Annotated in this window: 20 protein-coding genes; 4 read left to right on the top strand and 16 right to left on the bottom strand. The window is 73.1% G+C overall.

All coding sequences use genetic code 11. The features are described 5' to 3' along the window. The first annotated feature begins 118 nt into the window (after positions 1-118). Positions 119-376 (top strand): hypothetical protein, encoded by a 258-nt coding sequence (locus ABEA82_RS28475; RefSeq protein ID WP_345664543.1) that lies wholly within the window; start codon positions 119-121, stop codon positions 374-376. Between the two features lie 21 nt (positions 377-397). Here ABEA82_RS28475 and ABEA82_RS28480 read toward each other — a convergent pair whose 3' ends face one another. From ABEA82_RS28480 to infC, 10 genes are all read right to left on the bottom strand, one after another. Then, positions 398-943, bottom strand: coding sequence for an NUDIX hydrolase (locus tag ABEA82_RS28480; RefSeq protein WP_003989067.1), 546 nt, complete (start codon positions 941-943; stop codon positions 398-400). A gap of 107 nt (positions 944-1,050) precedes the next feature. Beyond that, complete coding sequence (locus tag ABEA82_RS28485) at positions 1,051-2,391, bottom strand: NsdA family TPR-like regulatory protein (RefSeq protein ID WP_345664544.1); 1,341 nt, start codon at positions 2,389-2,391, stop codon at positions 1,051-1,053. 259 nt (positions 2,392-2,650) lie between these two features. Beyond that, complete coding sequence (locus ABEA82_RS28490; RefSeq protein WP_345664545.1) at positions 2,651-3,685, bottom strand: PP2C family protein-serine/threonine phosphatase; 1,035 nt, start codon at positions 3,683-3,685, stop codon at positions 2,651-2,653. Between the two features lie 222 nt (positions 3,686-3,907). Continuing rightward, positions 3,908-6,421: a phenylalanine--tRNA ligase subunit beta gene (pheT, locus tag ABEA82_RS28495; protein ID WP_345664546.1), complete on the bottom strand. Its 2,514-nt coding sequence runs from the start codon at positions 6,419-6,421 to the stop codon at positions 3,908-3,910. Next, a complete protein-coding gene (gene pheS / locus ABEA82_RS28500) occupies positions 6,421-7,548 on the bottom strand; it encodes a phenylalanine--tRNA ligase subunit alpha (protein ID WP_345664547.1) in 1,128 nt (375 codons plus the stop codon). The genes pheT and pheS overlap by 1 nt, the downstream gene beginning before the upstream one ends. Positions 7,549-7,686: 138 nt before the next feature. Beyond that, positions 7,687-8,847 (bottom strand): sensor histidine kinase, encoded by a 1,161-nt coding sequence (locus tag ABEA82_RS28505; protein WP_345664548.1) that lies wholly within the window; start codon positions 8,845-8,847, stop codon positions 7,687-7,689. Positions 8,848-8,900: 53 nt separating this feature from the next. Beyond that, the gene (locus tag ABEA82_RS28510) at positions 8,901-9,755 is read right to left on the bottom strand and encodes a TrmH family RNA methyltransferase (protein WP_345664549.1); all 855 of its coding nucleotides are present in this window, start codon (positions 9,753-9,755) and stop codon (positions 8,901-8,903) included. Between the two features lie 95 nt (positions 9,756-9,850). Further along, positions 9,851-10,234 (bottom strand): 50S ribosomal protein L20, encoded by a 384-nt coding sequence (gene rplT, locus ABEA82_RS28515; protein ID WP_010045263.1) that lies wholly within the window; start codon positions 10,232-10,234, stop codon positions 9,851-9,853. Positions 10,235-10,328: 94 nt separating this feature from the next. Further along, complete coding sequence (rpmI, locus tag ABEA82_RS28520; RefSeq protein ID WP_003989075.1) at positions 10,329-10,523, bottom strand: 50S ribosomal protein L35; 195 nt, start codon at positions 10,521-10,523, stop codon at positions 10,329-10,331. A gap of 107 nt (positions 10,524-10,630) precedes the next feature. Next, positions 10,631-11,281, bottom strand: a complete 651-nt coding sequence (gene infC, locus ABEA82_RS28525) for a translation initiation factor IF-3 (RefSeq protein WP_345664662.1) — start codon at positions 11,279-11,281, stop codon at positions 10,631-10,633. Positions 11,282-11,676: 395 nt separating this feature from the next. On the opposite strand from infC, the gene ABEA82_RS28530 reads away from it, so the two are divergent. After that, positions 11,677-12,033, top strand: a complete 357-nt coding sequence (locus tag ABEA82_RS28530; protein WP_345664550.1) for a DUF1844 domain-containing protein — start codon at positions 11,677-11,679, stop codon at positions 12,031-12,033. 25 nt (positions 12,034-12,058) lie between these two features. Here ABEA82_RS28530 and ABEA82_RS28535 read toward each other — a convergent pair whose 3' ends face one another. The 3 genes from ABEA82_RS28535 to ABEA82_RS28545 all read right to left on the bottom strand — a co-directional run bounded on the left by ABEA82_RS28535 (position 12,059) and on the right by ABEA82_RS28545 (position 14,889). Next, positions 12,059-12,787 (bottom strand): SseB family protein, encoded by a 729-nt coding sequence (locus tag ABEA82_RS28535; RefSeq protein WP_345664551.1) that lies wholly within the window; start codon positions 12,785-12,787, stop codon positions 12,059-12,061. Between the two features lie 90 nt (positions 12,788-12,877). Beyond that, positions 12,878-14,080, bottom strand: a complete 1,203-nt coding sequence (gene mycP / locus ABEA82_RS28540) for a type VII secretion-associated serine protease mycosin (protein WP_345664552.1) — start codon at positions 14,078-14,080, stop codon at positions 12,878-12,880. Beyond that, positions 14,077-14,889, bottom strand: coding sequence for a hypothetical protein (locus tag ABEA82_RS28545; RefSeq protein WP_345664553.1), 813 nt, complete (start codon positions 14,887-14,889; stop codon positions 14,077-14,079). The genes mycP and ABEA82_RS28545 overlap by 4 nt, the downstream gene beginning before the upstream one ends. Positions 14,890-15,424: 535 nt before the next feature. Between ABEA82_RS28545 and ABEA82_RS28550 the strand changes: the two genes are divergently transcribed. After that, a complete protein-coding gene (locus ABEA82_RS28550) occupies positions 15,425-15,721 on the top strand; it encodes a hypothetical protein (protein ID WP_345664554.1) in 297 nt (98 codons plus the stop codon). 941 nt (positions 15,722-16,662) lie between these two features. After that, positions 16,663-17,865, top strand: coding sequence for an amino acid deaminase/aldolase (locus ABEA82_RS28555; protein ID WP_345664555.1), 1,203 nt, complete (start codon positions 16,663-16,665; stop codon positions 17,863-17,865). Between the two features lie 17 nt (positions 17,866-17,882). Here the strand turns inward: ABEA82_RS28555 and ABEA82_RS28560 are convergent, their stop codons facing one another. Genes ABEA82_RS28560 through ABEA82_RS28570 form a run of 3 tightly spaced genes read right to left on the bottom strand, consistent with a single transcriptional unit; the run spans position 17,883 to position 21,000 of the window. After that, the gene (locus ABEA82_RS28560) at positions 17,883-18,800 is read right to left on the bottom strand and encodes a DUF2510 domain-containing protein (RefSeq protein WP_345664663.1); all 918 of its coding nucleotides are present in this window, start codon (positions 18,798-18,800) and stop codon (positions 17,883-17,885) included. 47 nt (positions 18,801-18,847) lie between these two features. Beyond that, a complete protein-coding gene (locus ABEA82_RS28565; protein WP_345664556.1) occupies positions 18,848-19,630 on the bottom strand; it encodes a 3-oxoacyl-ACP reductase in 783 nt (260 codons plus the stop codon). Continuing rightward, complete coding sequence (locus ABEA82_RS28570) at positions 19,627-21,000, bottom strand: aldehyde dehydrogenase family protein (protein WP_345664557.1); 1,374 nt, start codon at positions 20,998-21,000, stop codon at positions 19,627-19,629. The genes ABEA82_RS28565 and ABEA82_RS28570 overlap by 4 nt, the downstream gene beginning before the upstream one ends. Positions 21,001-21,007 lie beyond the last annotated feature (7 nt).

The following is a 21,007-nucleotide window of genomic DNA, read 5'->3' on the forward strand; positions in this document are numbered from 1 at the left end:
CCGTGTGCGCGGCGGGCTCGCATATGCCCGTCGCACACGCTCCCCAGGCGCCCACCAGGCGAGTTGACTCCTCTGCGCACACCAGGGATGTGACACGACTACGGAAAGGAGCGGACTCGTGACCGCCGATCCCGAGCATCCCGTCGTTCATGGAGAACTCGCAGAGTTACGACGCCGCCTCGACGTGGCGTACGCCCGCGTCGAGGGCGGGCTGGCTCTGCTCAGCCACCGCACCGAGGAGACCGCCAAGGAGATCGAGGAGCTCAACACCCGTATCCACACGCTCGAACACGCGCGCTGGCCGCTGCCCGCGGTCGCCGCCCTCACCGCCGTGGGTGCCCTCGTCATGGCGATCTGGCAGGCATTCGGACGCTAGGCGCCGCCCAGGCACGTCGGCTCAGGGCAACGTGTCCTGTCCGAGCCTGAGATGGTGCAGCAGAAGTAACGCGGCCGCCATGTTGGCGGCCGGGACCTCGCCGCGGGCGACCATGTCGGGGACGAGCTTGAGAGGCACCCATTCCCGGCGGTCCGACTCGAAGTCGTCCACGGGGTGCCCGACGTACTCGCCCTCGTCGGCCCAGTACACGTGGTGCCGGGCGTCGGTGAGCCCGTTGGACGGCTCCACGCTCATGAGGTGGTGCAGGGGCCCCGGTCGCCAGCCGGTCTCCTCCTCCAGTTCCCTGGCGGCCGCGCGGGCGACGTCCTCACCGTCCTCGACGACACCCGCCGCGAGTTCCCACCCCCAGCTGTCCGTGATGAAGCGGTGCCGCCACAGCAGCAGCACCTCGTTGGCCTCGTTCACCACCGTGGCCACGGCAACGGGCCGCAGCCGGATGAGGAAGTGGTCGAGATGCCGGCCGTCCGGCAGTTCGACATCCGCGAGATTGACGCTGAACCAGCGGTTTGAGTACACAGCTTGTTCGTTGTGTTTCGTCCACTGCACGGTTCTGCCACCTTCCGTCGAGTAAGTGGCAATATCGCAGCAGGGACGGACGGACAGCAGGCGCACGGGAAGCGGCTCGGGATCAGGCGGGCGGCCGCTGCCCGGACCTACAACGGTACGCGCAGTGCTCCGTCGATGAGTTCGGCGGCCTCGGCCGTGCCCGCGCACCTGCTGCGCACCAGGTGCTCGCGGACCGCGCGCAGCCGGTCGCGCAGCCGCTGCGACTCCATGCCGCGGGCCTGCTCGGCCATCTGCACGGCGATGGCCACCGCCTTGTCGGCGTTGCCCTGCCGCAGTTCGATGGTGCTGAGCATGGCCAGCCGGTGCACCCGGCCGCGGTCGTGCGCGGGGTTGTCGACGGCGGCGGCGGCGTGCTCCCCGGCGGCCGCGATCTCCCCGAGGCTGAGCAGCGCCTCCGCCACCTGGACGTTGACGAGCCCCGGCTGCACGTAGCCGGTCTCGTCGGGTTCGTAACCCCGCCGGATCCGCTCCGCCGCCTGCTCGGCCCGCCGGATGCACGACAGGGCGCTGGTGCCGTCGCCGAGATGGGCGTACGCCTTGGCCTGCATCGCGTACAGGTCGGAGGCGAGCGCCGGTGTGATGTGCTTGCCGGCGGCCCGCAGCGCGGCCTCCGCGAAGGCGACGGACTGCCGGTACTCCCGCATGAACAGCGACTGGTTGACGAGCAGCGCGATCACGTACGCGCCCAGTCCCCGGTCCCCGCTGGCCTTCGCGAGCCGCAGTGCCTGGTGGAAGTAGCGCTGGGCGAGGCCGTGCGCGTCGGAGTCGTAGGCGCAGATCCCGGCGACGGCCACCAGGCCGCCGGTGGCGCGGTGCAGTTGACGCCCCGTCTCGTCGGTGTAGCTGCCGCGCAGCAGCGGAGCGGCCTCGGAGTTGAGGAACCCGACGATCCGGGCCCGCGTCGCGATGCCCCCGGCCTTGCGGTACATCTGCTCGTAGTGTGTCCGGGCGGACCGCAGCATCTCCAGGTCACCCGCGGTGACCCGGTGTCTGCCGCCGCGGGAGACGTCCACGTCCTCGGGCGGGTTCTCCCACTCCCACACCGGCATGACGGCCGGCGTGCCGGTGAGCGCGGGCGCGCCCAGGATGTGCGGGCGCTGCTGCTGGTCGGAGCGCCACAGGGCGGTGGCCCGCTCGACGAAGCCGGACAGGGAGCCGGTGTGCGGGGCGGCGGGCTCGCCGGGCACCCCGAGCCCGATGTCGTCGAGGGTGACCTGCCGCTGGAGCCGGGCGGCGAGCACCTCGCAGATCAGGTCGGGCACCTGGCCCCGGGGGCGCTGCCCCTTCAACCACCGGGCTACGGCGGTGTGTTCGTATCGCAGGGACAGGCCACGTGCCCGCCCTGCCTGGTTGACGTGTGCGGCCAGCCCCGCGTGCGAGATCCCGGCCTCGTCCAGGATCGCGTCGAGCAGAGTGTTGGGCTGCATGTGGGCCCCCCGGTGGCTCGGTGCGGCCAGATTAGTGGTTCCTCCTTCACACGGGGTGTGAACGGAGTGCTCGAATCCGCGCTGTGCGCGCACTGTCGCTCAGCGTCGCCGGCCGGTTGACTGAAATGCCTCGAAAGAGGCCGGCCGGGCCGCCGGCTCCCCCTCGTACAGTGCGGCGGCCCGCACTCGCCGTCCGCCCGGCTGCCTGCCCGACACTCCGTGGCGGGGCGGACGGCATCGCCGGCCCTCGCCGGGCCGGTCATCGCCGTGGTGCCAGCGGTGCGTTGCCGGCCGCGGGTGCGTCGTGGCCGGTCGCGCACTTCCCCGCGCCTCTGAGGGGCGTCGGCCGGCCGTTCGTGATGACCATCAGGGCGATGTCGTCGGGTGGTGCGCCCCGGGTGTGGTGCAGGAGGGCGGAGGACATCCTGCCGATGACACGCTGCGAGGAGAGCGGACCGTCCGCCGCGACGTTCGTCAGAGCGCTGGACAGCGGGAAGAACCGGCCACGGGCGTCCCGCGCGTCCTGGGCGCCGTCCGTGTGGAGGAAGAGCGCGTCACCGTGCTCCAGATACCCCAGACCTACGGTGGGCAGTTCGGCCGGCAGGGGGAACAGGCCGAGGGGCGGGTGCGGATCCGCCGGGGCGAGTTGGTCCACGCCCGACTCGCCGCCCAGGCGATAGGGCCACGGATGCCCGCAGTTGAGGGCGCGCAGCTCGCCGTCGGGCCGGATCTCCACGAGCAGCAGGGTGACGAACTCCTCGGCGGCGCACGCGGGATGCTCCTGCCGCAGATGCCGGGCCAGGGCACGGTCCAGCCGGCGCAGCACCCCGCCGAGATCCTGCTCGTCGTGCGCGGCCTCACGGAAACACCCGAGCACGGCGGCGACGGTCCCGAACGCCCCGATCCCGTGCCCGCGTACGTCGCCCATCACGGCCCGCACGCCGTGCTCGGTGGCGACGACCTCGTACAGGTCCCCGCCGATCGCCGCGCCGCGCTCGGCCGACAACTGGGCGGCGGCGACGTCCAGCCCGTCGACCCGTGAGGGCAGCGGACGCAACAGCGCGCTCTGCGCGGCACCCGCCACCCGGCGCAACTGCCGCAGCTCACGCATCAACGACTGCCGTACATGGAGGATCAGCCCGGTCCCGACCGCGAAGAACACGGCACTGGTGACGATCCGCGCCTCCAGGGAGGTCTCCTGGGCGAGCGGGCAGATCAGCTTGTACGCCACGGCCGCCGCGCCCCACACCACGGGCAGACCCAGACTGCGCACCCGACCCCTGACGCGGATCATGCCGATGGCCCCCCAATTAGGCCCTGACACACAGAACCGGACCGGCCCAGAAGGCCGGTCCGATTCTGTCTACAGCACGCCCGAAAAGGCAGGATCACCCACCTTTACCACTCAAACGAGTGAGGCAACCCGACTTCTTCCCTGGGGGCGCGGGGAACTGCGCGAACGGCCACGACGAACCCGCTGCCGCCGGCACACCGCAGCTCCCCGCCCCTTGGGCACTCAGCTCCGCAACTCGGCGCCCACACGCTCGCCCGCGAGGGCGACCGCCGCATCCCGAGCCGCGGACGCCTCGTCCACGGTCAGAGTCCGATCAGCCGCCCGGAACCGCAGGGCGTACGCCAACGACTTCCGCCCCTCGCCCAGCTGCTCGACGTTCTCGTACACGTCGAACAGCCGGATCGACTCCAGCAGTTCCCCGGCCCCGTCGCGCAGGGCCTTCTCGACCTCCACCGCCGGAACGCCCGCGTCGACGACCAGGGCGACATCCTGGGTGGCCACGGGGAACGTGGAGATACGCGGCGCCTTCACGGTCGCGTCACCAGCCGACTCCACCGCGTCCAGGTCGATCTCCATCGCACAGGTCCGCTCCGGGAGCCCCAGCGCCTTCACGACCCGCGGATGCAGTTCACCCGCGTGTCCCACGATCCGCTCGGCACCGTCCACGGTGACCGCCAGCTCGGCGCATCGCCCCGGGTGCCACGGCCCGTACTGCCCGCTCCGGACGACCAGTTCGGCACCGGCCTCACGGGCCACCGCCCGCGCCGCCTCCACCGCGTCGGCCCAGTCGGCCGGACGGCCCTTGCCCCACCAGCCGGCCTGCTCGCGCGCACCGGCGAGGACGACCGCGGCGTGCCGCGGCTGCTCGGGCAGGGCCGCGTTCAGCTCGGCGAGCTCCTCGTCGGTCGGGCGGCGGTCGACGGGGAGTATGGCGGCGATCCGCTGCTCCTCGCGCGGGTGGAAGACCAGGCCGGTCTCGAACAGCGCGAGGTCGTGCGAGCCCCGGCCGTCGTTGCGCCGCAGGGCGGTGAGCAGGCCCGGCAGCAGCGTGGTGCGCAGCGCGGGCTCCTCGTCGCTGAGCGGGTTGCTGAGCTTGACGACGCGGCGGGCCGGGTCGTCCGCCTCGAGGCCGAGCTGGTCGAAGACCTGCTCACCGATGAACGGGTAGTTCAGCGCCTCGACGTACCCGGCACCGGCCAGGGCACGGCCGACGCGGCGGTGCAGCCGCTGCCGGTCCGTCAGGCCGAGGCCGGCCGGCGGCTTGGGCAGCGTGGAGGGCAGGTTCTCGTAGCCCTCCAGCCGGATGACCTCTTCGGCCAGGTCGTTCGGGTCGGTGAGGTCGGGCCGCCAGGACGGCACGGTGACGATCAGCTCGTCCTGCCCGTACACGTCGCAGCCGATCTCCTGGAGCCGCCGGACGACGGTCTCGCGGCCGTAGGCGACGCCGGCGACCTTGTCCGGGTGGTCGGCCGGGATGGTGATGGTGCGCGGCGCGGTCGGCGCGATGACCTCGGTGACGCCGGCCTCGGCGGTGCCGCCCGCGAGGAGGACCAGCAGGTCGACGGTGCGCTGCGCGGCGGCAGCGGCGGCCTGCGGGTCGACGCCGCGCTCGAAGCGCCGGGACGCCTCGGAGGACAGCTTGTGGCGGCGGGCCGTGCGCGCGATCGTCGTCGCGTCGAAGTGCGCCGCCTCGATGACGACGTCCGCGGTGGCGTTCTCGGTGTCGTCGTGGTCGGCGATCTCCGTGTTGGCGCCGCCCATGACGCCGGCGAGGCCGATCGGGCCGCGGTCGTCGGTGATCACCAGGTCCTGGGCGTCCAGCGTGCGCTCGACGCCGTCGAGGGTGGTGAGCTTCTCGCCCTGCTCGGCCCGGCGCACGCCGATCGTGCCCTGGACCAGGCCGCGGTCGTAGGCGTGCAGGGGCTGGCCGAGCTCCATCATCACGTAGTTGGTGACGTCGACGGCGAGCGAGATCGGGCGCATGCCGACCTTCTGCAGACGGCGCTGGAGCCAGATCGGGGAGCGTGCCTCGGCGCTGAGGCCGGTCACCGTGCGGGCGGTGAAGCGGTCGCAGCCGGTGGGGTCCGAGATCTGCACCGGGTAGCCGTAGGCGTTCGGGCCGGGCACGTCGATCAGCGCCGGGTCGCGCAGCGGCAGGCCGTAGGCGATGGCGGTCTCGCGGGCCACGCCGCGCAGCGACAGGCAGTAGCCGCGGTCGGGCGTGACGGCGATGTCGAGGACCTCGTCGACCAGCTCCAGCAGTTCGACGGCGTCCTTGCCGATCTCGGTCTCCGGGGGCAGCACGATGATGCCCTTGGTGCCGTCGTCGCCCATGTTCAGCTCGTCGCTGGAGCAGATCATGCCCCGGGACATCCGGCCGTAGGTCTTGCGCTCGGCGATCTGGAAGTCACCGGGCAGGACGGCGCCGGGCAGCGCCACGACGACCTTGTCGCCGACGGCGAAGTTCCGGGCGCCGCAGATGATCTCCTGCGGCTCGCCCGTGCCATTGGCCTGGCCGACGTCGACGGTGCAGAAGCGGATCGGCTTCTTGAAGTCGGTCAGCTCCTCGATCGTCGCCACCTGGCCCACGACCAGGGGGCCCTTGAGGTCGGCGCCGAGCTGCTCGACGGTCTCGACCTCGAGCCCGGCCGAGACGAGCTTCTCCTGGACGTCGCGGCCGGATTCCGTCGCCGGCAGGTCGACGTACTCCCGCAGCCAAGAAAGCGGGACCCGCATCAGATCTCCATCCCGAACGGCCGGGTGAACCGGACGTCACCCTCGACCATGTCTCGCATGTCCTCGACGTTGTGGCGGAACATCAGCATCCGCTCGATGCCGAACCCGAAGGCGAACCCGCTGTACTTCTCGGGGTCGACGCCGCAGGCGGTGAGCACCCGCGGGTTGACCATGCCGCAGCCGCCGAGCTCGATCCAGCCCTCGGACGAGCAGGTGCGGCAGGGGCGGTCGGGGTTGCCGACGGACTCGCCCTTGCAGACGTAGCAGAGCATGTCCATCTCGGCGCTCGGCTCGGTGAAGGGGAAGAAGTTCGGCCGCAGCCGGGTCTTCATGTCCGCGCCGAACAGGGCCTGGACCATGTGGTCCAGGGTGCCCTTGAGGTCGGCCATCGTCAGGCCCTCGTCCACCGCGAGCAGCTCGATCTGGTGGAAGACGGGCGTGTGCGTGGCGTCCAGCTCGTCGGTGCGGAACACCCGGCCGGGACAGACGATGTAGACCGGCAGCTCACGGTCGAGCAGCGCACGGGCCTGCACCGGGGAGGTGTGGGTGCGCAGGACGACGCCGGACCCGGACTCGTCGGTGCCCTCGGGGCCCTGGACGAAGAAGGTGTCCTGCATCTGCCGGGCGGGGTGGTCGGGCAGGAAGTTCAGGGCGTCGAAGTTGAACCACTCCGCCTCGGCCTCCGGCCCTTCGGCGACCTCGTAGCCCATGGCCACGAAGACGTCCGCGACCCGCTCCATCATCGTGGTCAGCGGGTGCCGGGCGCCGGCCGGTACGCGGTCGTAGGGCAGCGTGACGTCCACGGCCTCCTCGACCAGCACACGGGCGTCGCGCTCGGCCTCGAGCTCGGTCTGGCGGGCGGCGAGGCCCTTGTTCACGGCGCCGCGGGCCTGGCCGACGCGCTTGCCCGCGTCCGCCTTGGCATGCGGGGGCAGGGCGCCGATCTCGCGGTTGGCGAGGGCCAGCGGGGAGGCGGGGCCGGTGTGGGCGACCTTGGCCTCGTGGAGCGCGTCGAGGGAGTCCGCGGCGGCGAAGGCGGCGAGCGCCTCGTCCCGCATGCGCTCGATCTCTTCCGGTTTCAACGCCTCGACCTCGACAGGGTCGTACGACTTATTCGGTGCCGACATCTCTTCCCGTGCTTCCGATTGGCTGGCTGATGGTCCCCGTCACCCACTCCGCGACTCGCGAGGGCCGTGTGAAGGACACAGAGGTGCCAATGGCCGAGTCTAACGGGGTGGGCATGTACGAATGCGCCCGCGGGCGGCTCAGGCGAGATATGCCGGAGCGCTCACGGGCAACGTAAATCGGAACTCGGCGCCGGCGCCGGGGGCGCGGCCGACCTCGATGGTGCCTCCATGGGCCTCGACGATGCCCTTGACGATGTAGAGCCCGAGGCCCGTGCCACCGCGCTTGCTGCCCCGCCAGAAGCGGGTGAAGACGCGGTTCATGGATTCCTCCGGGATGCCGGGCCCCTCGTCGCTCACCGTGACCGACGTGGCCGCCTTCTCGCCGCTCTCGCCGTGCTCGCCGTCGCGGGGGGACGCCGTGGCCGTGACGTCGATCGTGACAGTTCCCTCGCCGTGCCGCACGGCATTTTCCAGGAGGTTGCTGAGCACCTGGTCGATCTTGTCGGGGTCGGCCCACAGGGCGGGCAGCGGCTGCTGGACGCGCAGCAGGAACCGGTCGGCGGGCTGCCCGGCGGCGACGTAGGCCTGGATGTGCCGTCCGACGGCGGCGCCGATGTCGACGGGCTGGCGCCGCACCTCGAGCCGGCCGGAGTCGATCCGTGAGATGTCGAGCAGCTCGGCGATGAGCCGGGTGACGCGGTCGGCGTCGGCGTCGACGGTCTCCAGCATCAGCCGCTTCTGGTCGTCGGTGAAGCGTTCCCACTTGGCGAGCAGCGTGGCGGTGAAGCCCTTGACCGAGGTGAGCGGGGAGCGCAGTTCGTGGGCGACGGTGGCGATCAGCTCGGCGTGGCTGCGCTCGGTGCGGCGCCGGGCCTCGGTGTCGCGCAGGGTGACGACGAGGCGGCGGACGGGCCCGGTGGGCCGGGTGCGGACGTAGCGCGCGGAGACCAGCACCTCACGGCCGCCCGGCAGCAGGAGGTTCCGCTCGGGCTGCCCGACGCGGATGGCGAGGCCGCCGTACGGGTCGGTCAGCTGCCACCAGCGGCGGCCTTCCAGGTCCTCTAACGGCAGGGCCTTCTCCAGCGGCTGCCCGAGGGCGTCGCGGGCACGGACGGCGGTGATGCGCTCGGCGGCGGCGTTGAAGCAGATGACACGGCCCTGCTCGTCGGCGACGACGAGCCCGTCGGGCAGCTGGTCGGGGTCGATGCCGAGGCCGGCGAGATCACCCGGCGGCCGGGACGCGGCGGGCGGGCTCCCGGCGTCCTGGGCGCCCGGGCCGCTGCTCGTGCCGACACTCATCCCCGTACCCCACCTCTCAGGCTCCGCAGAGGGTCCCTGAGCTGGTCACCTTACTAGTTCCCGGTGACGGAGCGGCACCCTCCGGGGGCGCGCTGTGCACGCGCCGACGCATAGAGACATACGGCGGCGGCGGTGGCGAGGTTCAGGCTCTCGGCCTTCCCGTGGATCGGGACGCGTACGACGGCGTCGGTGAGGGCGCGGGTCTCCTCCGGCAGGCCCCAGGCCTCGTTGCCGAAGACCCAGGCGGTCGGCCCGCCCATGGTGCCCTTGTCGAGCTCGGCGTCGAGGTCGCGGTCGCCCGCCCCGTCGGCGGCGAGGACGCGCACGCCCTCGGCCCGCAGCCCCTCGACCGCCCGCTCCACGGGCACGCCGACGGCGACGGGCAGGTGGAACAGGGAGCCGACGGAGGCCCGGACGGCCTTGGGGTTGTACACGTCGACGGAGGCGTCGGTCAGCACCACGGCCTCGGCACCTGCCGCGTCGGCGCAGCGCAGCACGGTTCCGGCGTTGCCGGGGTCACGCACGTTCGCGAGCAGGGCGACCAGCCGCGGGCGGGCTGCGAGGACCTCCTCGAAGGGGGTGTCCAGGAACCGGCAGATCCCGACGAGGCCCTGGGGCGTGACGGTGGTGGAGATGTCGGCGACGACCTGCTCGGAGGCGAGGTGCACCCGGGCGCCGACGTCCCGGGCGGCCCCCACGATGTCGGCGTACCGGTCGGCCGCCTCGGGCGTGGCGAACAGCTCCACGAGCGTGGCCGAGCCCCCGGCCCGGTGCTCCGCCGCCTCCCGCACCGCCTGCGGTCCCTCCGCGAGGAACAACCGCTCCTTCCCCCGGAAGTTCCGCTTGGCCAGCCGCCGCGCGGCCAGGACGCGCGAGGAGCGGGGGGAGATGAGCTCGGGGGTGGGCATGCGATTCACCTTGTCACTAACTCGGACACAGCAGGACCCGCAGGCCGGTCGGCCTGCGGGTCCTTCAGTCACGTCGGCTCAGTGCCGGCGCGGCGTCACGCAGCCTTCGGCGCGTTGACGTCGCTCGGCAGCGCCTTCTGGGCGACCTCGACGAGCGCGGCGAAGGCGCCGGCGTCGTTGACGGCCAGCTCGGCCAGGATCTTGCGGTCGACCTCGATGTTCGCGGCCTTCAGACCCTGGATGAAGCGGTTGTAGGTCATGCCGTTGGCGCGGGCAGCGGCGTTGATGCGCTGGATCCACAGCTGGCGGAAGTCACCCTTGCGCTTCTTGCGGTCGTTGTAGTTGTAGACCAGCGAGTGGGTGACCTGCTCCTTGGCCTTGCGGTACAGGCGCGAACGCTGACCGCGGTAGCCGGAGGCCTGCTCGAGGATCGCCCGGCGCTTCTTGTGGGCGTTGACTGCCCGCTTGACGCGTGCCACTTCTTAACTCCTTGTAGCGGGGCCGTGGTGGTACTCACACGGCCCGAAATCGATTGGGTCCCGGTCCTGACGTGCGGCGCTCACGCGCCGGGCGTCACTTGCCGAGAAGCTTCTTGATCTTCTTGGCGTCGCCCGGGGCCATCTCGGCGTTGCCGGTGAGGCGACGCGTCACACGGGACGACTTGTGCTCGAGCAGGTGGCGCTTGCCGGCGCGCTCGCGGAGCACCTTGCCGGAGCCGGTGACCTTGAAGCGCTTGCTGGACCCGCTGTGCGACTTGTTCTTCGGCATAGCGCCGTACTCTCCTCGTCGGTGGCGCTCCGGTGCCCGGTCGTGAAACCGGGCACGGTGGAGCGTCGTCTTGTTTCGGTTGCTTCCTGGGACTCGCGTCCCGGGGGTCACGCCTCGGCGGGCTCCTCGGCCGGCGCCTCGGCGTCAGCGTCGGCTTCCGCGGCGTTCTGCGAGCGGCCGGGGTGGGCCTTCGCCTCCGCCTTGCGGGCCTCCTGCGCCTGGCGAGCCTCGGCCATCGCCTCGGTCTTCTTCTTGTGCGGACCGAGAACCATGATCATGTTCCGGCCGTCCTGCTTCGGGTTCGACTCCACGAAACCGAGGTCCTGGACGTCCTCCGCGAGACGCTGCAGCAGTCGGTAGCCCAGCTCGGGCCGGGACTGCTCGCGACCACGGAACATGATCGTGATCTTGACCTTGTCGCCCTGCTTGAGGAACCGGACGACGTGACCCTTCTTGGTGTCATAGTCGTGCGGGTCGATCTTCGGCCGGAGCTTCATCTCCTTGATGACCGTGTGCGCCTGGTTCTTGCGCGCCTCACGGGCCTTCATGGCCGACTCGTACTTGAACTTCCCGTAGTCCATGAGCTTGCACACGGGCGGACGGGCGTTCGCCGCGACCTCGACCAGGTCCAGGTCGTACTCCTGCGCAAGCTCCAGTGCCTTGGCCAGCGGGACGATGCCCACCTGCTCGCCACTGGGACCGACAAGTCGCACCTCGGGAACGCGAATCCGGTCGTTGATGCGGGGCTCGGCGCTGATGGATCCTCCTCGGTAGCACCACGCGACGGTCTGGCGGACGGCCGCGTAACGTCTCTATTCGTTAGACCTAACCGCGCCGAAGCAGAAAAAATGCCCCGGACGATCCCAGGCGGGGCTCCTCGAACTACCGGAGCACCGCCGCGGGGTGCCGCGGGGCGCGCTTTCGGACGGATCACCGCCGCTGGGACGGGACCGTCTGACCGGTGACCCGACGCCCTGGGGGCGGTCAGGTGGGAGTTCGAAAGCCTCCACTTGTGGGTCGGGCTCGCGGGCCGCTAGGCATACGGGTCCGACCGGTCGTTACACGAGGTTACCAGCAATGGCCAGGAACGGCTAATTCAGGCGCCTCGGGGGCCGGTACGGCGCGCGCCGCCGCTGCGCCTATCGTGTGGGGCATGAGTGAGACCCCTCCTGAGTCCCCCGACTTCGACGCCATGGCCCGCGACATCGCCGAGGTCCCGGCGGTCGAGGTGATCGTGACGGTCGCCGTCAACCTGATGAGCGCCGCCGCCGTCAAGCTCGGTCTGACCGAGGAGGGCGACAAGCACAAGGACCTCGACGAGGCCCGCAAGCTGGTGCACGCGCTGGCCGGTCTGCTGGACGCGACCGCGACCGAGATCAGCTCGTTCCACGCGGCTCCGCTGCGCGACGGCCTGAAGTCGCTCCAGCTCGCGTTCCGGGAGGCCTCGCTGGTCCCGGACGAGCCGGGCAAGGGGCCGGGCGAGAAGTACACCGGCCCGGTCTACGGCTAGTTTCCGCCGCGGCTGATCGTCCGCGTCAGCGTTCGTACAAGGGCTCGCCCGGTGGCGTCGCCCCGGCCGGCAGCAGTGCCAGGTCGAGGCCGCGCACCAGGCGGGCCCTCAGTGTCTCGTCGGCGGCGAGCCGCCGGGCGACGGCCTGCGCGGCCTCGGCGGGGGCCGCGGCCGGGTCCAGGACCAGGGCGAGGGTGCCGTCGGCCCGGCCCGGCCCGAGGTGGGCGCGCAGGACGGCGGGCTCGGCGGCCACGGCGGCGCGTACGGCCCCGACGACGGCCGGGTCGGCGAGCGGGTCGGTGCTCGTACGGCCCTCCGCGAGGGCGAGCAGCGCGGGTCCCGTCAGTTCGAAGGGCACGGGCCCGGCCAGGTCGAGCACGACCGTGTCCGCCTTCTCGTGCGCCGCCGCCTGGAGCGCCTGGTGCAGCGGTACGGCGACGGGGCGGGCCGCCGGGTCCCAGCGGGCGAGGGAGTCGGTGGAGGTGAAGGCGGGGAGGGCGGTGCGGTTTCCGGCCTTCAGCGTCGGTACGGCCATGTCGCTGGTCTTCTCGCGGCGCAGTCCCCGCTCGTCCTCCTCGACCTCGCCGAGCACGGCCACGACGGGGACGAGCAGCCGGGCGCCCTTGAGGGCGTCCAGGACCGGCCCCACGGCATCCCGGTCCTCGGACCAGGCGGCGAGTGCCGCGCTCAGCCGGGGGTCGGCGGAGCCGTCGTCGTCGGAGAAGCCGGGGTCGGGGATGTTCTTGTTCGCCACGGTCGTCGACCCTATAGGCCGGGTGCCGACGCGTCGGCAGCGGTTCCGGTGCTCGGCTCCTGGAGGTTCGCCTCCATAGACGTTCGTCTTCTAGAAGTCGTCGCGGCTCGCGCGGCGGCCACGCCACAGGACCACGGCCGCGACCAGCAGGACACCGCCCGCACCGCCCGCGAGGGGAGCGGCCCAGTCGGCGGTGTCGTCCCCGGAGGCGGCGGAGTCCGGGCCGCTGCCGAAGTACTTCTCGCCGTACGCCGCCGAGTGCAGGCCCTGCGGCCGGATCCGGTCGGCGGCCTTGATGGCGGCGGCCGGGTCGACGAAGCCGAAGCCGCGGGAGTCGTCGCGGCCCCCGGCGGGGGCGTTGCGTGCGGTGTCCTCCAGGAGCGTCTTGACCTGGGCCGGGGTCAGGTCGGGGTGCGCGGCCTTGACCAGGGCGGCGGCGCCGGAGACGAAGGCGGCGGCGGCGCTGGTGCCCCAGCCCTCGTAGTACTTCTGGTCGGGATCGGCGATGACGACGTCGACTCCCGGGGCGCTGACGGTGGCGTACCAGCGGCGGGTGGAGAAGGTGGCGCGGGTGCCGGAGCGGTCGACGGCGGTGGCCGCGATGACGCCGGGGTAGGCGGCCGGGTAGGAGATGTGGTCGCCCTTCTCGCCGCCGTTGCCGGCGGAGGCGACGACGATCACGCCCTTCTTCAGGGCGTACTGGATGGCCTGGTCCTCGGTGGGTTCGGGGTGCGCGGAGGACGAGTCGTCGCCGAGGGAGAGGTTGATGACGTCGGCGCCGTGGTCGGTGGCCCAGCGGATGCCGTCGGCGAGGGCGTTGCCGCGGGTGCTGCGGGCCTTGGCGCGGGAGGAGTCGCCGTCCTCCAGGATGACGCGGACGGGGAGGATCTTCGCCTCGGGGGCGATGCCGATGACGCCGTCGCCGTTGCCCGGACCGTGTCCGTGGCCGGCGATGATGCCGGCCATGGCGGTGCCGTGCCGGGCCCAGGCGCGATCGCCCCTCTCGGCTCCGAAGCCGACCAGGTCCTTGCCGGTGAGGACGTTGCCGACCAGGTCGGGGTGGTCGGCCTCGACGCCGGTGTCCAGGACCGCGACGGTGATGCCCTCGCCCTTCGTGGTCTGCCAGGCCTCCTGTGTGTGCATGGCCTCCAGGGCCCACTGCTGGGCACGGATGCCGTCGGCGTGGGCGGTGGTGGCGGGGAGGAGGACGAGGCCGGCGGCGAGCAGGACGCTCAGTGCGGCGGACCGGCCGGCCCCGGCGGCTCTCCCGGCCGGCTTCCTGGTGGCTTTCACGACGGCTGCTCCGAGGCCGAGCGGACGTTCTTGCGCAGGCCGCGTTCGACGCGGTCCGCGAGGCCCTGTGCCTCGTTGCCGAGTCCTGCCTGGGCCTGGGCTGTGGTGGCACCGGACTGCATGGCGTCCTCGGCGGGCTGCGGGTCGTCGACGCTGCGGCCGTCGGCCCAGCCGGAGACGGCGTAGACGACGACCGGGGCCTCGGTCAGCACGGAGACGGTCCAGGAGGCGCGCTGGGCGGCCCCGAAGTGGGCGGCGGGGGTGTCCTTGGCGGCGTACGGCAGGGGCATCAGGTCGCTGCGGCGGTCCAGGCGCTCCTTGCGGAAACGGTTCGCGAGGGAGGTCATGCCCGGGGCGTCGGCCGTGGTGAAGAGCAGGCCGACCGTGGTGACGTAGCTCTGGGTGGCGTCGGTGTAGGTGGCGCGCAGGAGCCGCTCGCAGCCGACGGGGGCCAGGGCCGTGCGCAGCAGGGGGTCGAAGGCGCCCTTGCAGCCGCTGTCGGGGGCGACGGCGATGCGGGTCCAGGTGCGGTCGGCTCCGCCGGGGCCGGCGCCCTGCCCCTCCACGGTGGGCGGGAACAGCTGGTCGACCGGGACGTTGTGCCACAGGCTCCCGGCCGCGGCGAAGGTGCTGCGCGTGCCTTCCTCGCCGGAGTCCCCGGCGAGCCAGCTCCCGGTGACCGCGCCCGAGATGAGCCCCAGACCGAGCACGAGACAGACGGCGGCCGCGGCGGCCTGCGACGCGCCGCGCCGCCCGAGGGGCCGGGGCTGTCCGTCGCCGTCGTAGCCCTCAGGCGCTCCGAAGGACACGAGGGGCCGCGACGAAAAGGCGCTCCAGGAAAGGGCCGGGTCAGGGGTCACGGGCGTGGGCGCGTGCGGGGCGGACGGGGTCGGCGGGGCGGGGGTGGGACGCCCGGTGGGCGCGGACGGCATGCGCATCCCGCGCCCGGTGGTGGCGAGAGTGTCGGCACCGGGTCCGGCACCGTCACCCGCGCGCGTCTCGTGCGAGGGGCGCGTCGAGGCACCGGGCCGCGTGGCACCGGCACGTCCTGCCGAGGCGGGGGCGGAGCCCGGGGCACCGGAGCGGCCGAAGGCGTCTGCGGCCTCGGTGCCCGGCCGGGCGGCCCGCTCGGCGGGTGCGGGGTCGGCGGGGACGGGGCGCAGGCGTGCGGTCGTCTCCGGCGCTTCCTCTGAGGGCGCGCCGGTACGACGTGGCGGGCGGAGGCGACTGCCCGGCCGAACCGCCGCTTGCGACGAGGCCCCGCCCGGAGCCTCCCCACGGTCCGGCCTCCCGGACGATCCCGGCGTGGGCTGGTGACGGGGCCGCGGGGGGACATCGGGCGCTGTGGACCGTCCCCCCGCCCCGGCCCGGGTCTCGCCGCCGACGCTGGGCGGCGCGTCCGGGAAACGCGCGGAGGCGCGGGGCGGGGGCGGTGTCCTGGGCTCGGCGCGCCGGGGCGCGGGGGGAGCGCCGGGCTCGGTGCGCTCGGGGGTGGAGGGCTCGGCGGCGGGGCCGACGCGCGGGAAACGGGCGGCCCCGGCCGGGGCGGAGGACGCCGGCCCGGAAGTGCGGGAGTTCCGGTCCGCGCCACCGGCCGGACCGGAGGGGGCCGGGCCCGTCGGGCGAGCAGGGCCGCTCTGAGTGCCGGTCGAACCCGAGGACGCCGGGCCCGCCGTACGGATCTGCCCGTTCGGGCCGGAGGACGCCGGACCGGGCGTACGCGGGCGCCCGTCAAGCTCACCGGCCAAGTCGGAGGACGCCGAGCCCGCCGAGCGGAACTGCCCATTCGAGCCGGAGGACACCGGGCCGGAAGTGCGGGAGTGCCGGTCCGCGCCACCGGCCGGGCCGGACGGGGCCGGGCCCGTCGGGCGAGCAGGGCCGCTCTGAGTGCCGGTCGAACCGGAGGACGCGGGGCCCGCCGAGCGGAACTGCCCGTTCGAGCCGGAGGACACCGGGCCGGAAGTGCGGGAGTGCCGGTCCGCGCCACCGGCCGGGCCGGAGGGGGCCGGGCCCGTCGGGCGAGCAGGGCCGCTCTGAGTGCCGGTCGCGCCGGAGGGCGCGGGGCCCGCCGAGCGGGGCTGTTCGTTCGAGTCGCCGGGCGGAAGCGAACCGCCCTCGGTCGGGGGCGTGTTTCCGGTGCCGGGACGGTCACGGTCGTCCGTGGTCGGCGTCGCCGCGGGCGGTTCGGAGGGCTCGGGCGGGGTGTCCGGCCGGGCCGTCCTGGTGTCTTCCGGGGCGGTCGGTGGGTGTGAGGGGCGTGGTGGGGCGCTGGGGCGAGGGGGGAAAGAGGCACGCTGTGCTTCCGTGCTCATGCACCCCCCGTTTCCTCGTGCCCGGGCCGCTTCGTGCTGCGCGGGCCGGTGTCGTGCCGCCCGAGGCCCGGCACGCAGTCGTCCCGGGCACACATACCCGTACGGACGGATCGTCATCCCGGAGCGGACCTCCGGCCGGTGTCGTTCCGCCGTACGTGCGCGTCACTCTACGGCGTGTTCCTGCGTGAACGGGAACCAGTCCACGACGCCGGGGCATCTGCCCGGAACGTCCCCCTACCCTGCGGTAATCCTGTCTGGCAGGCTGCGTCCATGACTGCGCGCGCCGCCGACCGGGCCCGTTACGACCGGGCCACAGCCCATCTCGACGCCCCTCTCGCGATCGTGGACCTGGACGCCTTCGACGCCAATGCCGCCGATCTGGTCCGCCGCGCCGGCGGCAAGCCCGTCCGGGTCGCCAGCAAGTCCGTGCGGTGCCGGGCGCTGCTCGAACGCGTCCTGGCCCGCGACGGGTTCGCGGGGATCATGTCGTTCACCCTGGCCGAGTCGCTGTGGCTGGCCCGGTCGGGGTTCGAGGACGTGCTGCTCGCCTACCCGTCCGCCGACCGCGCCGCGTTCGCGGAACTGGCCGGTGATCCCAAACTCGCGGCCGCCGTCACCGTGATGGTCGACGATGTCGCCCAGCTGGATCTGATCGACGCGTCCCGGGGCGGCGGGCGGGAAGTCGTGCGCGTGTGCCTGGAGTTGGACACGTCCCTCAAGCTCCTCGGCGGACGGGTGCGGATCGGTGCCCGGCGTTCGCCGCTGCACTCCCCCGCCCAGGTCGCCGACGTGGCCCGGGCGGTGGCCCGGCGGCCGGGCTTCGAGGTCGTGGGGATCATGGCGTACGAGGGCCATGTCGCGGGCGTCGGGGACGCGGTGGCGGGGCGGCCGCTGCGGTCGCGAGCCGTACGGCTGATGCAGGCCGCGGCCAGGCGTGAACTCGCCGAACGCCGCGCGGAGGTGGTGCGTGCGGTCCGTGCCGTCGTGCCGGGGCTGGAGTTCGTCAACGGCGGTGGCACGGGCTCGGTGCAGCACACGGCGGCCGAGGAGGCGGTGACCGAGATCGCCGCCGGGTCGGGGCTGTACGTGCCGCGGCTGTTCGACAACTACACCTCGTTCAGCGGCCGTCCGGCGGCCCTCTTCGCCCAGCCCGTCGTACGGCGGCCGGGGGTGGGGGTGGTGACCGTGCTCGGCGGCGGGTATCCCGCGTCCGGGGCGGCCGGGGCCGACCGGTCGCCCGTGCCGTACCTGCCGGAGGGGCTGCGCTACGACCCCCAGGAGGGGGCCGGTGAGGTGCAGACGCCGCTGCTCGGCTCGCCCGCCGACGACCTGCTGGCCGGCGACAAGGTGTGGTTCCGGCACGCGAAGGCCGGTGAGCTGTGCGAGCGGTTCGACCGGCTGCACCTGATCGAGGGCGACGCGGTGACGGCGACCGTGCCGACGTACCGCGGTGAGGGGCACACGTTCCTGTAGGCGAAGGGCGGCACCCGTCAGTCCGAAGGGCCCTGTCGGTCCGAGGGGCCGATGCTGCTGCCCACACCGCCGCCGGTGTCCGCGTCGCCGACCGGCCGGATGCCCTTGGTGATGCGGTCCATGTCGGCGAGCGGCGGCCCGTCCTCGCCCGCGTCGAAGACGTAGCGGACGAGGACCGGCGACTCGGTGCCGACGCTGGAGGGGAAGACCAGCGACTGGACGTAGCCGCCCGGCCCCTTCGCGGTCCGCACGCGCCAGCGCACGAAGTACCCGGCGCGGCCGGCCACCGCCACCGGCCCTGACCCGACGACCTCGTGGGACTCCATGCCCCCGTAGGGCTTGCGTCCGATCGTGTCGCGGTCGAAGGCGTCCTCGGCCGCATCGGAGATGTCCTCCTTGGCGAGGGCCTCGGGGGACTTCTCGTCGTTCGACGTGACCGTGCGGGAGAGGACGAGACCGTGGCGGCAGACGGTGCCGTCGCCGGGGCAGTCGTAGGTGCCGTCCGTCGTCATGACGGCGTCCTTCTGGGCGACGTACTGGGGCCGGACCCAGCCGTCGAGCAGCGGGAAGGTGACGCCGTTGAGCTGGTCCTCGACCACGGCCGGGTCGTCGGCGGACGGCTCGGAGGCCGAGGCCTCGGGCGTCGTCGCGGACGGCACGACGGTGGCCGGGGCCGCGGGCGTGGGGCCGGTCCCGGTCTGCGCGCCGCGGTCGTCACCGCCGCCGAGGACGACGGCGCCGGTGACGACCGCGGCGACGAGGACGGCCCCGGCGGCGGTGACGGCGACGGCCTTCGCCCGCCCGGTGCCGCCGCCCGGCGGCGGGGGCACCTGCCCGGCGGGGGCACGGCGGTGCTCGGTCCATGCGGTGCCGTCCCACCAGCGTTCCAGGTGCGGCCCGTGCGGATCGGGATACCAGCCGGGCGGTGGCGTCATGCTCATCCCGGCACTGTAGGGCGAGATCCGGGCCGCCAGGACACCGTCTACAGGGGTGTGACGTACGCCCCCGCGATCCCGCCGTCGACCAGGAAGTCCGTGGCGTTCACGAAGGAGGAGTCGTCGCTGGCGAGGAAGGCGACCGCGGCGGCGATCTCCTCGGCCTCGGCGAACCGGCCCACCGGGATGTGCACCAGGCGGCGGGCGGCGCGCTCCGGGTCCTTGGCGAACAGCTCCTGGAGGAGGGGGGTGTTGACCGGGCCGGGGCACAGGGCGTTGACCCGGATGCCGTCGCGGGCGAACTGCACGCCCAGTTCGCGGGACATGGCGAGGACGCCGCCCTTGGAGGCGGTGTACGAGATCTGGGAGGTCGCAGCGCCCATGCGGGCCACGAAGGAGGCCGTGTTGATGATGGAGCCCCTGCCCTGCTGCCGCATGTACGGGATGGCGGCCTTGCAGCACAGGTAGACGGAGGTGAGGTTGACCTCCTGGACGCGCTTCCAGGCCTCCAGGCCGGTCTCCAGGATGGAGTCGTCGTCGGGCGGGGAGATGCCGGCGTTGTTGAAGGCGATGTCGACGCTGCCGTAGGTGTCGTGGGCGGCCTTGAAGAGGGCCTCGACCTGCTCGGCGTCGGTGACGTCGACCTTCACGAAGATGCCGCCGACCTCGTCGGCGACCGCCTTGCCGCGGGCCTCGTCGACGTCGCCGCAGACGACCTGGGCGCCTTCGGAGGCGAGGCGGCGGGCGGTGGCGAGGCCGATGCCGCTGCCGGCTCCGGTGATGACGGCCGTACGGCCGACGAGGCGACGGCACACGATTGCTTCGGTCACTGTGCGGGGCCCTCCGTGCTGATGAAGACGTTCTTGGTTTCGGTGAAGGCGGCCAGGGCGTCGGGGCCGAGCTCGCGGCCGACGCCCGACTGCTTGAAGCCGCCGAACGGGGTCCAGTAGCGGACGCTGGCATGGGAGTTGACGGACAGGTTGCCGGCGCGGACGGCCTGGGAGACGCGCAGGGCACGGCCGACGTCGCGGGTCCAGATGGAGCCGGAGAGGCCGTAGGGGGTGTCGTTGGCCAGGCGGATCGCGTCCGCCTCGTCGGTGAAGGGCAGCAGCACGGCGACCGGGCCGAAGATCTCCTCGCAGGCGGCTGCCGAGTCGGGGCTCTCCCCAGTGAGGACGGTCGGCGGGAACCAGAAGCCCGGGCCCTCGGGCGCGCTGCCGCGCAGGGCCTCGGCGGTGTCGGGCACGAAGCCGCGGACCCGGTCGAGCTGCTGCCGGGAGATCAGCGGGCCCATCTGGGTCTTCTCGTCGGCCGGGTCACCCACCACCACGTCGGCCAGGGTCTTCGCGAGGAGTTCGCGGACCTCGTCGTAGACCTGCTCCTGGACCAGGATGCGGGTGCGGGCGCAGCAGTCCTGGCCGGAGTTGTCGAGGAAGGAGAAGGGGTCGACGGCGGTCTTGAGGTCGGCGTCGGCGAAGACGATGTTGGGGCTCTTGCCGCCGAGTTCGAGGGTGACGGGCTTGACCTGCTCGGCGCCGAGGGCCGCGACGCGGGTCCCGGTGCGGGTGGAGCCGGTGAAGACGATCTTGGCGACTCCGGGGTGGCGCACCAGGGCGTCACCCGTGATGTCGCCGCGTCCCGGCAGGACCTGGAAGAGGTGCTCCGGGAGCCCGGCCTCCAGAGCGAGTTCGGCGAGGCGCAGCGCGGTGAGCGGGGTGGTCTCGGCGGGCTTGAGGAGGACGGCGTTGCCGGCCGCGAGGGCGGGGGCGGTGCCCCAGGCGGCGATCGGCATGGGGAAGTTCCAGGGGGCGATCACGCCGACGACGCCGAGCGGTTCGAGGATCGTGACGTTCAGGCCGCCGGGCACCGGGATCTGCCGGCCGGTGAGCCGCTCCACTCCCCCGGCCGCGTAGTCCAGCAGGTCGCGGACGTTGCCGGCCTCCCAGCGGGCGTTGCCGATGAGATGGCCGGCCTCGCGGACCTCCAGGCGGGCCAGTTCCTCCAGGTGCTCGTCGACGGTGGCCGCGAAGCGGCGCAGCAGCCGGGTGCGGTCCGCGGGGGGCAGGGCGGCCCAGGTCCGCTGGGCTCGGGCGGCCCAGGTGACGGCCGTGTCGACATCGGCCGGACTCGCCCCGGCGACGGCGGCGACGACCTCCTCGGTCGCTGGGTTCAGTACTTCCAGAAGGTGCTCGGAAGACACGAAGGAC

Source organism: Streptomyces venetus (assembly GCF_039540295.1).
In the GTDB taxonomy this organism is placed as follows: Bacteria; Actinomycetota; Actinomycetes; order Streptomycetales; family Streptomycetaceae; genus Streptomyces; species Streptomyces venetus.